The organism is Acinetobacter sp. HR7 (assembly GCF_000773685.1).
GTDB classification, from domain to species: Bacteria; Pseudomonadota; Gammaproteobacteria; order Pseudomonadales; family Moraxellaceae; genus Acinetobacter; species Acinetobacter thermotolerans.
Window position 1 is genome coordinate 1 of the sequence record NZ_JPQO01000092.1, and the last position, 11,691, is coordinate 11,691.

General features: G+C 40.3%; 15 protein-coding genes and 2 pseudogenes. 16 read left to right on the forward strand and 1 reads right to left on the reverse strand.

The window, feature by feature from the left end:
- The 15 genes and pseudogenes from GW12_RS15770 to GW12_RS05395 form a co-directional block, all read left to right on the forward strand.
- Window positions 1–765, forward strand: a pseudogene (locus GW12_RS15770) (hypothetical protein); the annotation flags it as partial.
- Window positions 692–1,147 (forward strand): hypothetical protein, encoded by a 456-nt coding sequence (locus GW12_RS05335; protein ID WP_152598531.1) that lies wholly within the window; start codon window positions 692–694, stop codon window positions 1,145–1,147. The pseudogene GW12_RS15770 and the gene GW12_RS05335, both read left to right, overlap by 74 nt.
- A gap of 230 nt (window positions 1,148–1,377) precedes the next feature.
- Window positions 1,378–1,521 (forward strand): hypothetical protein, encoded by a 144-nt coding sequence (locus GW12_RS15360; protein WP_081403460.1) that lies wholly within the window; start codon window positions 1,378–1,380, stop codon window positions 1,519–1,521.
- A gap of 126 nt (window positions 1,522–1,647) precedes the next feature.
- Entirely contained in the window at window positions 1,648–2,226 is a 579-nt protein-coding gene (locus tag GW12_RS05340) for a DUF4126 domain-containing protein (RefSeq protein WP_034584465.1), read from the forward strand.
- 192 nt (window positions 2,227–2,418) lie between these two features.
- The gene (locus GW12_RS05345) at window positions 2,419–2,625 is read left to right on the forward strand and encodes a hypothetical protein (RefSeq protein WP_034584484.1); all 207 of its coding nucleotides are present in this window, start codon (window positions 2,419–2,421) and stop codon (window positions 2,623–2,625) included.
- Window positions 2,626–2,842: 217 nt separating this feature from the next.
- Window positions 2,843–3,106, forward strand: coding sequence for a hypothetical protein (locus GW12_RS05350; protein WP_034584466.1), 264 nt, complete (start codon window positions 2,843–2,845; stop codon window positions 3,104–3,106).
- A gap of 540 nt (window positions 3,107–3,646) precedes the next feature.
- A pseudogene (locus tag GW12_RS15960) lies at window positions 3,647–3,886 on the forward strand (DUF6868 family protein).
- Window positions 3,887–4,013: 127 nt separating this feature from the next.
- A complete protein-coding gene (locus GW12_RS05360) occupies window positions 4,014–4,727 on the forward strand; it encodes an SIMPL domain-containing protein (RefSeq protein WP_034584468.1) in 714 nt (237 codons plus the stop codon).
- Between the two features lie 163 nt (window positions 4,728–4,890).
- Window positions 4,891–5,343, forward strand: a complete 453-nt coding sequence (locus tag GW12_RS05365) for a hypothetical protein (RefSeq protein WP_034584470.1) — start codon at window positions 4,891–4,893, stop codon at window positions 5,341–5,343.
- 91 nt (window positions 5,344–5,434) lie between these two features.
- Window positions 5,435–6,100, forward strand: coding sequence for an RluA family pseudouridine synthase (locus GW12_RS05370; RefSeq protein WP_034584472.1), 666 nt, complete (start codon window positions 5,435–5,437; stop codon window positions 6,098–6,100).
- A gap of 559 nt (window positions 6,101–6,659) precedes the next feature.
- Window positions 6,660–7,589 (forward strand): DUF4041 domain-containing protein, encoded by a 930-nt coding sequence (locus GW12_RS05375; protein ID WP_034584474.1) that lies wholly within the window; start codon window positions 6,660–6,662, stop codon window positions 7,587–7,589.
- A 246-nt stretch (window positions 7,590–7,835) separates the two neighbouring features.
- Window positions 7,836–8,219 carry a ribonuclease E inhibitor RraB gene (locus tag GW12_RS05380; RefSeq protein ID WP_034584475.1) on the forward strand — a complete coding sequence of 128 codons (384 nt, stop codon included), beginning with the start codon at window positions 7,836–7,838 and terminating at the stop codon, window positions 8,217–8,219.
- Between the two features lie 160 nt (window positions 8,220–8,379).
- Complete coding sequence (locus tag GW12_RS05385; protein WP_034584477.1) at window positions 8,380–8,721, forward strand: zinc ribbon domain-containing protein YjdM; 342 nt, start codon at window positions 8,380–8,382, stop codon at window positions 8,719–8,721.
- Between the two features lie 131 nt (window positions 8,722–8,852).
- Window positions 8,853–9,215, forward strand: a complete 363-nt coding sequence (locus tag GW12_RS05390) for a 5-carboxymethyl-2-hydroxymuconate Delta-isomerase (RefSeq protein ID WP_034584479.1) — start codon at window positions 8,853–8,855, stop codon at window positions 9,213–9,215.
- Between the two features lie 306 nt (window positions 9,216–9,521).
- Window positions 9,522–9,992, forward strand: a complete 471-nt coding sequence (locus GW12_RS05395) for a nuclear transport factor 2 family protein (RefSeq protein ID WP_034584481.1) — start codon at window positions 9,522–9,524, stop codon at window positions 9,990–9,992.
- A 103-nt stretch (window positions 9,993–10,095) separates the two neighbouring features.
- On the opposite strand, the gene GW12_RS05400 is transcribed toward GW12_RS05395, so the two are convergent.
- Window positions 10,096–10,866 carry a hydroxymethylpyrimidine/phosphomethylpyrimidine kinase gene (locus GW12_RS05400; RefSeq protein ID WP_034584482.1) on the reverse strand — a complete coding sequence of 257 codons (771 nt, stop codon included), beginning with the start codon at window positions 10,864–10,866 and terminating at the stop codon, window positions 10,096–10,098.
- A 92-nt stretch (window positions 10,867–10,958) separates the two neighbouring features.
- On the opposite strand from GW12_RS05400, the gene GW12_RS05405 reads away from it, so the two are divergent.
- Entirely contained in the window at window positions 10,959–11,606 is a 648-nt protein-coding gene (locus GW12_RS05405) for an HAD family hydrolase (protein ID WP_034584486.1), read from the forward strand.
- Window positions 11,607–11,691: the final 85 nt, after the last annotated feature.

Consider the following 11,691-nt stretch of genomic DNA (forward strand, 5'->3'; position numbering starts at 1 on the left):
CAAACCCGGTACGGTTCAAATGCTAGCAAAAAAGAAAATGATATTTTTTGGAATAGAGCTTTTGAATTTTTTAAGTCAAGTGAAATTAATGGATTATCGATAGGATATGGCAAAGAAAATGCCAGTGGCGGTGGTATAGGTAAAATCAAAAAATTAGAGATTCTTAGAAATTTGAAACAAATTTTAGATGCTGGTACAAATGATCCAACAATTTTTGAGTTGATAGGAGGATTTCAAGAGGGAGTAGGACCTGACTTAATAAGTGATTTAATTTCAAATATTTTGATAGAAGATTTTATTTCTTATACTCAGCGTATATGTGCTGAATTAAATATTCCATTAAGTAAAAAATCATTTTCGAAAAATTATGAACCTAATGAATTACCTCAAAATAAACTTACTGGAAAACCTATAATTCTTGTTCCTAAAGAATTTTTACGAGACCTTCCAATTGCGGATAGTCTCATGGACTTGGATTGGATCTGTAAAAAGAATGAACAATTACGCCTTTATTTGAATTCAGTGATTGAAGGTTCCTTTAAAAAAATTTCTATAAAAGAACAAAAAGGACATATCCGGAAAGCAATCATTGATGATCCAATTTTTTTGAGAGAAGTTCTGGAAGCCTATAAACAAATATCACCTCAATATTATGATTTTGTAGATGATCCTACAGGGGAAACAGTATGGTATGAGGCATCAAAAAAAAGTAGTCAAAGAATATCCCTTAGATTTAAAGTTATCAGCCACACCAACTTTAGATGATGTATATAAAACTGTAGAGGTAATCTGTGAACATTTCAAAAAATTGATAGAAGATAACCAGTTATGCAAGTTGCTTTACGATAAAAATGGGAAAAGAAAGCATGAGTCAGCTGCACAACTCTTATTCTTTGGTATAGCTGATGCATATTGTTCAGCAAATAATCTTGATATTAGTCCAGAATCGGATGCAGGTAGGGGACCGGTAGATTTCAAAGTTAGTAAAGGGGCTAATATTAAAGTGCTTGTTGAGGTGAAATTAACCTCTAATAGTAAGCTAGAAAAAGGATTTACTTCGCAACTACCTATTTATCAAAAGTCAGAAAAGTCTCATAAAGGAATTTATCTAGTAATTCATAATATGGAAATTTCAGAGAATAGATAGGAACGCTTTTTAAAGCTCATACAAGATAGTGAGTTAAATAATCTAAAAATGATTGAAGTAAATGCCGCCATACCAAAACCATCTGCGAGTGTGGCAAATGACTAATTAGATAATTTATAAAATTTCAATTTCGCCTAATCGACATAATTTTGTAACAAAATGGACAATCCGTAAGCTATAAAGCGTGGTTATACTAGCTTTACCATTTTCTAAAACAACGGAGAACAAAGATGGTAACAGCTGGCTCAAAACCGGGAACAGGTTTCTATTTTTGTGTTCAATGTGGACATCGCGTTTACTTAGAAATTGGTACAGACCGCTTACCACCGTGTACCAAATGCCAAGGCACCAAATACAACGATAAGGTTGCCTGAGCTACAGCAAAGAATAAAACAGAACAAACTGTTTTAAAATAAAAGCCCTATTACCCAATAGGGCTTTTTGCTATTTTAGAAACAGATAAAAAGAAACCATCGCCACAAATCTACCTGGAGCGCAGTATGGAAACGATTCTCGGTTTATGTATTGGTATTGGGCTCAGTGCAGCTTGTGGTTTTCGTATCTTTGTTCCGTTACTGGTTATGAGCGTGGCCTGCATGATGGGCTGGTTTGAACCGATCCAGGGTTTCGGCTGGCTGGCATTACCATCGGTGTGTCTGACTTTGGCAATCGCAACCATCTGTGAAATTTCCGCCTACTACATTCCTTGGGTGGACAATGTCCTGGATACCATTGCCACACCAGCAGCAGTGATTGCCGGAACCGTATCCACTATGGCCGTCAGTAGTGGGGAAATGTCCCAGTTTGTTGGATGGGCAGCAGCCCTGATTGTCGGGGGCGGGACGGCAGGCGCGGTGCAATTTGGAACCGTCGCATTACGTGGCTTATCGACCGCGACAACAGGCGGTGCAGGTAATCCGGTGATTTCGACCGGTGAATGGATCAGTGCCGCTGTCCTCTCCATTTTTTCATTCTTTATTCCGGTACTGGTGGTGATCGCCCTGATCATTGCAGTGGTGTGGTTTGTACGCTGGTTCAGGAAAAACAAGAATGACAAGACCACACCTAAAACTGTCTAGTCGAGCAGCATTTCAAATAGAATCTGTGATAAGTCGCTAATTCAACTAAAAAAACTTGAAAAATATTTTGGCAACCTGATTGATTTTTGTGCATAAAAGGCATAATTTTAGTATGGGATTTATAAATACATACAAAATGTATGGCTTTATTCCTACCTTAATAAAAACGAAGATGGGGGAACTTGCATGGACATGATCAAGTTTGTGATTGATGAAAATGCTGCAGCCAACGGGGCACATCTCATTCATAATTCAACGGTTGGTTGTGAAGATCTACCTGCTGCTGATGCCCAGATCCTGATTGGTTACTTTGCTAATTATGATCTGGCCTATAAGCGGGCGCGCATGAACTGGCCAAGAGAGAAGGTAAGTGGCTGCGAAAAATGCTGCAAGGCATAAATATTGATTTAAATTGATTTAAATACAGATCATTATCCTCCCTAAGCCTTGCCTCTGTGCAGGGCTTTTTTATGCAAACATGCTTTTGTACTTTTAAAACTGCACTGATTTGGCTTGGATTTTGCAAATCATTTAATTGTAGAGGGCGAGACTCCATCTTTGGATAGAGTCTTGGTTTAAAACAGTGCATTTTGCTGTGTAAATAGGGCAATCGAATATGGAAATCACCGATCAAGTTCCTGAATCTGGAAAATTACCACTTTCAGCTCATCTTTGGAGCGCGTGGCCACTGGTGTTTGTGCCTTTTTGTGGTGCAATCGGACTGGTGTATTTTGCCTTAGCTTATCTGATTAACCTGAAAGTGTTTACATCTGACCTAAGCAAAATGAATAAAGTGCTGGCCATTATCATGTCCGGCATGTCAGCGATGAGTGGTTGGTGGTTTACCGCGCAGTGGTTACAGCAGCATGTATTAAAATAAAAATGCGGGAAATTCTAAAAATAAAATCCCAATAAAAGTCATTTTTACAGAATAAAACGTCATAAAAATGATCAAATGGAATTTATTTCTCGAGACTTATATATTTGGTGAAATAAATTTTCAAAAATTAAAAAAATGAGTCAAACATAGGAAATTAATCCCATCCACTCAGGGTTACTATATATCTCAAGGGTGTGATGGGATCGGAAAGAGTAGCATGCTGTGAGCGGCGCAAAACGCGAGAGCAGTACGAACCCAAAAGGTCTTGATCCGGCTTAGGACGCTATGAACCAGAAGTTTGTAGGCTATAAGGTCAATTCTTACAAAGATTGATAGTTGAAGTAAACCATCGCGAGTTTTCCCTACACCCTAAAAGATTCTCCAAATCAGCATAAAAAATAATTAAAAAATTCTTCTCTCCAAACCTTCTCAAGTCATCCAAATTTCCTGTATTCAAGACACAAATCCAGCATTCAATGCTCATATCAGGGATTTATGCTAGTTTAGAAAATAAGCAGCATGTTCAGGCAGGAGATCACTATGGATTTGGATTTCTGGCGGCAGTTTCTACTCTATTCACTTGTGATCAATTATGGCATCTTAATGCTCTGGTTCTTGCTGATCGTGTTTGCTCGAAACTGAGTAAAAGGCATTCATGGTCGTTGGTTCCAGCTCTCTGACACTACTTTTGAAGCCATTCATTATGGTGGCATGGCAGTGTATAGAATCGGCATTCTTTTGTTTTATCTGGTGCCCTTCATCACCTTATGTCTTATTTAAAAATACAAGCATTCCGGTCATCCAAATGGTATCCATAGAGCGGAAGCAGTAGTCATCTAGAGGTGAAAGCACTACAGTAAAATGATTAAAATAGTCTGATCAGAATAAGGCAAAAGGAGTTTGAAGCATGACCCAGTTTAAACCTGCCCTAATTTTAGGAGCATTGATTGCTGTCGGTATGATTATTGCCGGATGGATCCTTGGCAATAGTGCGCTCAGAATCAAACAATATGAACGAGTTGTTTCAGTCAAAGGCCTGTCAGAACGAGAAGTGAAAGCCGATGTCGCAGTCTGGCCGATCCGCTTTAGTGCCGGCAGTCAGGATCTGGCTGAGCTGTATGACAATATGGAACAGCAAACCCTGCAGATTCAGAACTTTCTGAAAACTGAAGGCTTTAAACCTGAAGAAATCACTACGGGGGCGCCGGTAACGACCGATAAATATGCCCAGCAATATGGTGGTGATGCCAATGTCGCACTGCGTTATGCGGCGCATCAGACCATTACCGTTTATACCCATAATATTGAACAGGTGCGTGCTGCGCAAACCCGTCTGGCGGAACTAGGGAAGAAGGGCATTGCTTTTAATGGCGAAGATTCTGGACAAAGAACTGAATATCTGTTTACTCAACTGAATGACATCAAGCCGGCCATGATCGAAGAAGCCACACAAAATGCCCGGAGTGTGGCAGAAAAATTCGCCGCAGATTCACAAAGCCGACTCGGTAAAATCAAGACCGCGAATCAGGGCCTGTTTAGCATCGAAGATCGTGACAGCAACACGCCGTATCTGAAAAAAGTCCGTGTGGTATCCACCGTAGAATATTATCTGGCGGATTAAGTGTATAACTTAGGATCAGTGAAGACTTTTGCCTTTTGTCGGTTTTAGCGCATTTTATTTTTGAAATTAATGCTTGATTTTTGATCATTTTAAAATTAAATGATAATAATAAAATACTTTTGCTAGTATGAAAAATGATCAATGAGAAAGGGCGAGAATAAAAATGAAGCGCTATGAAGTAGAAATCAGCTATCCCCATAAAGACAAGGAAGAGGGTGTTCAGCTAGAAAATCTAAGTGCGGAAGCGGTGCTGGAAAAGTTTCATAGCCTGAACTGGAGTCAGTTACTGATTCTGCAATTGCAAATGCAGGCGGGTAGCACCACCTTTACCGTAACCGATCCTGAAAGCGGACAATCTATTCAGATTAGTCTGAATGAATTTGCGGCGTCGCACCAGCTGGAATTTAAACTCGATAGTGATATTGAAGTGGCAGGTGAAAAGAACCTATTTGGACTGTTTAGCTATAAAGCCAAGGATTATGTCTCTTTCCGGGAATTAAGCCTGAAACAGGTACAGTCCATTTTAAACAGTTTTGTCAGCGGAGAGATCGAGAGCATCAAACAGCAGTACCAGCATAGCTCAGGCCAGACTGATCCGGCATCTACCCAAGTCTAACAATTTTTATTCGAGTGCCTTTGGTCGATTGATTGACAGTTAGGAGAGGCCTTGATATTTTTCGCGTTTTCTCCTCCCATAGCGCTGTTCCATGCCACTGAATGACGATTTTGTTTACGCCCCACCACAAGATCCCCTGAAAATTCTCTATGAAGATGCTGACCTGGTCGTGATTGATAAACCGGCCGGGTTGCTATCGGTACCGGGACGTTTACCTGAACATCATGACAGTGCTTATTTGCGGGTACGTGATCAGATTCCAGATGCCAAAATTACTCATCGTCTGGATATGGCGACCTCGGGTATCTTGATGTTTGCCAAGCATCGCGATGCCGAAGTTGCGGTCAGTAAAATGTTTCAGGCGCGACGGGTCAAGAAAAACTATATTGCTTTGGTACAAGGGCGACTTGAAGGCGAAGGCGAGGTGAATGCACCGCTGATCACCGATTGGGAAAACCGTCCGCGTCAGATGGTGCATCTGGAACTGGGCAAGCCTTCACAAACGCTGTATCAAACCCTACATTATGATGCTGAACAGGACATTAGCCGGGTGTTACTGACACCGATTACCGGTCGTTCGCATCAGTTACGCGTGCATATGCTGCATATTGGTCATCCAATTACCGGGGACAAGATTTACCATCCAGAGCCACAACGCAGTCCACTAAAACGGATGGCTTTACATGCCAGCTATCTGGCTTTTGAACAGCCGATTAGTGGTGAGTCTGTCGAAATCCGTGGAGAAGTGCCATTCTGATTTTATTTCCTCATAGAGGATGAACTGAGCGGATACGCTGATCGAGGGCGTTGGGTAAAATGTGAGAAAATGTTTCAAAATATTTAAAAATTAAAGGGGTATTTGGGATAGAAATCTGGTGAAATTTACCTAAATGTAATTTTAGTTATCTGAAGTGTTAAAATATGTAAATATATCGAATGGTTAAATTTATCTCACTGCACGTTCCCTATAGTACTCTCAGATTTCCTTACACGCATTTGACTAAAAAGCTGTTATATAAAAATAAAAGTATTAAAACTTTTAGGGGATTGAATCTCTACTGAATAAAAAAATGTCTGCTATCCATTAGGGAAAATAAAAAAGACTCATTCATGTAGAAGAGGATGTATTCACCAAAGAATGTCGTTTGCCTATAAAGAAATAAATGAAAAATCAACAAAAACTTGAATTTTATAAATAGTTTACCTCCAAAACTGAGGATGGGATTCTTTTGTGAATCCGTGCACAATATGCTTGCTCGCCCATTTTAATGATTACATTTGCAGCAATTTTCTTTTTTTGGATTGAGGAACGAACAATGTTCAGCATCGTTTCATTCGTTCTGGTAGGGGTGTTAGCTGGAGTGTTGTCGATCACACTCAGTAAGCTGAAATCTTTGCGTGGAAACCTAAAATTCTTACAAGACAATCTCGACCACGCGCGTCTTAAAATTTCTGAGTATGAGAACCAGCTGGAAGAGACTGAGTTCGAGTTGTCCCAGTTACGGGTACAGGTCAGCGGCTTAAAAACTACCCTGGATAAATATAAGAAATACCAGGAAATCTGTGAGATCGAGCAGTATGTAGTTAACCGTCGATTGCAGGCGGAGACCTTTGTGGAAATGACCAAGGCAGATGCTTCCATTATGATTGATGACATTAAAGGCTATATCGAACGGGTCAAAGCCTATGTTAATGATTATCAGACTAAAAGCATTGCACAAGTTGAACAGCAGGCACAGGAGAAACTCGGGCGTTATTATCAGCAGGCTCAGGAAGAATATCGCTTGCAGGATGTGTTGCTGGCTTTACAGCATAAAATCAGTGGTTACTCACATGGTTTTGCCCTGACTTCGAAAGATGTACTGGATGAATTGATTGAAGGCTATCAGGAACAGGATGCAGCCCGTCATTTACAGCAGCTGCGTGAACGGATCAATCAGATGGTACAGGAGCGTAAAGTGGCGACCTGTAACTATGTGGATGATGATCGCCGTAATACCACGATAGATATGATCACGCTGGCTTTTAACAGTCGTGCAGATCTGTATCTGTTGTGTTTAACCCCGGAAAATCTAGGGCAAATGCAGCGGGCTTTGCAGGACGATTTTCATTTAATTAATCATAAAGGCAAGGATTTGAGCCAAGCTGCAATTCAGCAACCTTATCTGGACTTGCGCCTAGAGGAGCTGAAATTTGCGGCATTGCTGCTGGAATTTAAACGTGCACCAGCAGCTGAACTGGTATGAAGTGGATAACTTTCTTCAGCTCAAGTGTTGAGGAAAATGATCTTAGATTATCAATGAAATGATCTCTAGCAGTCTATCAGACAGAAAGATAAATTTAGATAGAGATGTATTAAAAAATAATTATATTAAACAATGGTTTAAATCATCATTTGTTCATTAAAAATTGTAAATTAATGGTCGTATCTTGTTTAAAAATCAGCTAATCTAATTTGTATAATAAAACAGCAGTAGAATAAGGACGCTCCTATGTCACGTGATTATCAGCAGTTCCCCGATGATGAAAATGGCAACGTACTCTGGCAGATGTTTCAGGATGGGGATGACCTCACCGAAGCGCATGAAATTGAATTTTCAATTGCCTTTAATGAAGAAGAACAGGCGGATCGCTGTGCCTTGCACCTGTTAAAAGAAGAACAAAAAATCAGCCTGTTTCAGGATGAAGAAAGTGACACGCTGGAGTGGGTGATTACCATTTATGTTTATATGGAACCGGCTTACGAAGATATTGTCGATCTGGAGCAATGGTTTACCAAAATCGCCAATGAATTTGGTGGCGTCTACGACGGTTGGGGTTGTATGGCCTATGTCTATGATGACGTGGATGATGAAGAGCTGTCTTTTAAAAGCTAATCCTGCTTAGCCTATTGAAAATTGATTTTCTAAAGCCCGGTTTGTCTAGGCTTTATTCTTTTTAGGATGTTCAAATAAAATCCATATAAATATTAAGGTATAAAATGTTATAATGAATTTTTAATTTTTCTATTTCTTATTTTTATTTTTTGAGGTTCCTATGGCGCTACCATCTTGTCCAAAATGCCAGTCTGAATATACCTATGAAGATGGGGACTTGCTGATCTGTCCTGAATGCGCACATGAGTGGAAAGAAGGTGAAGATACCACTGAAGAGCAGGTAATCATCAAGGATGCCAATGGCAATGTTCTAGCGGATGGTGATAGTGTGACGGTGATTAAAGACCTGAAAATTAAAGGCTCTTCTTCTGTAGTGAAAGTTGGTACCAAAGTAAAAAGTGTGCGTTTGCTGCCAGATGCAACTGATGGTCATAACCTGGATTGTAAAGTGGATGGCATTGGCGCTATCAAGCTGAAATCTGAATATGTAAAAAAAGCATAACGATCATATTTCTGCGAAGTTATATTTGAAACAAAAGAATGGCGGCTTAAAAACAAGCCGTCATTCTTTTTTAACCACCAAAATATAGAATTCACGGCATAATAATAAAACATAACTCAGTGACTTTAAGCATGCCTCATCTTCATATCGAATATTCAGACAATCTCCAGAGCCTTGAAATCAAGCCAATGTTACTGGCAATCCATCAGGCATTTTTTGATGCAAAATACATTACTGAGCCGAAAGATCTGAAAAGTCGGGCGATTCGCCAGCAGGATTATGTCATCGGTCTGGATGTGAATACGACGCAGGCTTATGTGCATGCGAAAGTTTCATTATTGTCTGGCCGTAGTCCTGAATTGAAACAGGCCATTTCGCAATGTGTACTGCAAGTGCTGCAACAGCATGTGCAGCCGCAACTAGGCTTGGAGATTCAGCTGTGTGTGGAAATTCTGGATATGCCAAGAGAGTACTATAGCAAAGCTGTGATTTAAATACATTTAAAATAGAACTTGTGATTTATTTTATCTAACGGTATTGTTAGACATATCAAGCATTTGTCTTTAACAAATCTTAACCAAAGAGTTAAAAATATGATCAGGCGATGTGCTACTGGACTTCTTTAAGTATATGTAGCCTTATATAAAAATAGATAAGATAAAAGCACAAAGATTCTAGCAAGTCGAATTTGTCTGAATCATACATATTATAAAAAGTTTTGGCGCTGTAATTTTGCATAAGGTTTCTTATGGGGAGCAAGTTACAGTGATGTTGTAAAGCAAGAAATAAAAGAGAATAGAATGAAAATCTTCGGGGATCCCTCTTTAGGTAAAGAAATTGTTGATTTATTACATGAAGTAGATAGTGCAATAGCGGAATTGGATGTTCAGAATTCGGTTAGGTTGTGCGGATCAGATGTCACTTTTTTTGATTTAAATAGCCAAGTCCATGGTCTTGAAGCTTATGAACAGAGATGGAATCTTTACAAGCCTTATATGCTTCATGGGGTAACCATACAGCGGCGTGATGTGAATATCTATGTAGAGTCTAATTTAGCATTCATTCATTGCTATGTAAAACTCACACCAGCGGACGCTGAAAAAGTGAAGTGGCTTTCAACTGTAAAATGGTGCCGCTCTACTATATGTGTGAGAAAAGAGCAAGGGCAGTGGAAGATTGTACACCAACATGTTTCTGTACCGGGGGAATTTGAAACGGGAGCGATGCAGGTTCTAGATTTGGATGGGGAAAATAGAGAAGCGAATATCTAGCCTAAGGAATTAAATTATTGCTAGATATTTAATCGATATATTGTACAAACTAGATTTCAATAAAAAGGCCTAAATGATTTAGGCCTTTTTCGTACGTATCAGATTAACTAAAACGTTTTGGAATTTTCTGACCATTCGGTACTGGTGTTTCGGCATTTTTTAATACGCCAAATAACCAGGCTTCAGCATGCTGAACCGCAGTTTTAAGCTGGTCACCTAAGGCCAGACGACCAGCGATAAAGCTGGCCAGTGAACAGCCGGAACCATGATATTCACCTTCAAGTCGGGCACAGCGAGTCTGGTTGATCAGTTCACCATTAATATAAAGACTGTTTTGAATGTAGTCTGGCGTATCTTCATGGCCACCTTTGACTAGAACCGCTTTAGCACCCATGGCAAACAGTTTTTGAGTGGCAAGTTCCAGATCCTGCTCACCAGTGAGTGCGCGCAATTCTACCGTATTCGGAGTAATAATAGTGGCATGTGGAATTAGCTGGGTGAAGGCTTTAACTAAGGTGGCTTGATCGCCAAGCGAACCGCCACTATTTGCGACTAAGACAGGATCCAAGACATAGAAATATTCCGGATGCTCATTCAGAAACTCGGCCAATGCTTCAATGTTCTCGGTCGTTCCAAGCATGCCAGACTTTACACCGCGAATCGGCAAATCACCCACGACTGCATGGGCCTGAGCAAGCAGCAAGTTTTTCGAAGTTGCCTCAAAGCCAAACACCTGTTGCGAGTTTTGGATGGTCAGGGCAGTGCAGGCGATCGCGGCATGGGCGCCACTTTGGCCAACCGCTTCAATATCCGCCTGAAGGCCTGCTCCGCCAGAAGGATCCAGACCTGAAAAGCACAATACAGTAGGGCGCAAAACGATGTCCTTAATCTCATGATTTGGGTTAGTATAGGCAAAATTTGATAAACACTCGATACCAATTTAGATCGACGTAGCGGAGGAATGTGGTGATTCGGAATATATTGATTGATCTGGATGGAACATTAACGGATCCAAAAGTTGGAATTACCACTTCTGTACGTTATGGCCTGGAAAAAATCGGGCATCCCATCAGCCCGGATACCAATATTGACTGGATCATTGGTCCGCCTTTAAAAGCTTCTCTGGCAAAAATCCTCAATGTAGATAATAACCATGTTCTGGCAGAGCAGGCATTGGAAGCTTACCGTGAACGTTTTGCAGTGAAAGGCTTATATGAAAACAAGGTCTTTCCAAATGTGGCAGAAACTTTGACCGAGCTGAACCAACGTGGTTATCAACTCTTTCTGGCAACAGCCAAACCGACCATCTATGCCCGACAGATTCTGGAACATTTTGGGCTGGATCAATACTTCAAAGGTATTTATGGCAGTGAGTTAAATGGTGAACGAACCAATAAAGGTGATTTGATTGAATATATCCTGCAACAGGAACAGTTAGATCCAGCGACCTGCATCATGGTCGGTGACCGTGAGCATGATATTTTCGGTGCTCGTCGGAATGGTATTGATACCATTGCCGTGACTTATGGATATGGTTCAGCAGAAGAGTTTGCTCAGGCGAAACCGAAGTTTCAGATTAACCAGTTCAATGAAATTACCCAATGCTTGGATTAAGTTTTGGTTAATCTTGAGCTTAAAAACATCCAATAAAATCCCACCTTGGTGGGATTTTTTTTATTTAGGGTCTGTTGACACTTAC

What these genes read in the sequence shown, in the direction of transcription:
- GW12_RS05395 (WP_034584481.1), top strand. Translation starts at nt 9,522, where the DNA reads ATGAAAATCTTCGGGGATCCCTCTTTAGGTAAAGAAATTGTTGATTTA.
- GW12_RS05365 (WP_034584470.1), top strand. Translation starts at nt 4,891, where the DNA reads ATGAAGCGCTATGAAGTAGAAATCAGCTATCCCCATAAAGACAAGGAA.
- GW12_RS05385 (WP_034584477.1), top strand. Translation starts at nt 8,380, where the DNA reads ATGGCGCTACCATCTTGTCCAAAATGCCAGTCTGAATATACCTATGAA.
- GW12_RS05335 (WP_152598531.1), top strand. Translation starts at nt 692, where the DNA reads ATGAGGCATCAAAAAAAAGTAGTCAAAGAATATCCCTTAGATTTAAAG.
- GW12_RS05380 (WP_034584475.1), top strand. Translation starts at nt 7,836, where the DNA reads ATGTCACGTGATTATCAGCAGTTCCCCGATGATGAAAATGGCAACGTA.
- GW12_RS15360 (WP_081403460.1), top strand. Translation starts at nt 1,378, where the DNA reads ATGGTAACAGCTGGCTCAAAACCGGGAACAGGTTTCTATTTTTGTGTT.
- GW12_RS05360 (WP_034584468.1), top strand. Translation starts at nt 4,014, where the DNA reads ATGACCCAGTTTAAACCTGCCCTAATTTTAGGAGCATTGATTGCTGTC.
- GW12_RS05375 (WP_034584474.1), top strand. Translation starts at nt 6,660, where the DNA reads ATGTTCAGCATCGTTTCATTCGTTCTGGTAGGGGTGTTAGCTGGAGTG.
- GW12_RS05370 (WP_034584472.1), top strand. Translation starts at nt 5,435, where the DNA reads ATGCCACTGAATGACGATTTTGTTTACGCCCCACCACAAGATCCCCTG.
- GW12_RS05390 (WP_034584479.1), top strand. Translation starts at nt 8,853, where the DNA reads ATGCCTCATCTTCATATCGAATATTCAGACAATCTCCAGAGCCTTGAA.
- GW12_RS05340 (WP_034584465.1), top strand. Translation starts at nt 1,648, where the DNA reads ATGGAAACGATTCTCGGTTTATGTATTGGTATTGGGCTCAGTGCAGCT.
- GW12_RS05345 (WP_034584484.1), top strand. Translation starts at nt 2,419, where the DNA reads ATGATCAAGTTTGTGATTGATGAAAATGCTGCAGCCAACGGGGCACAT.
- GW12_RS05350 (WP_034584466.1), top strand. Translation starts at nt 2,843, where the DNA reads ATGGAAATCACCGATCAAGTTCCTGAATCTGGAAAATTACCACTTTCA.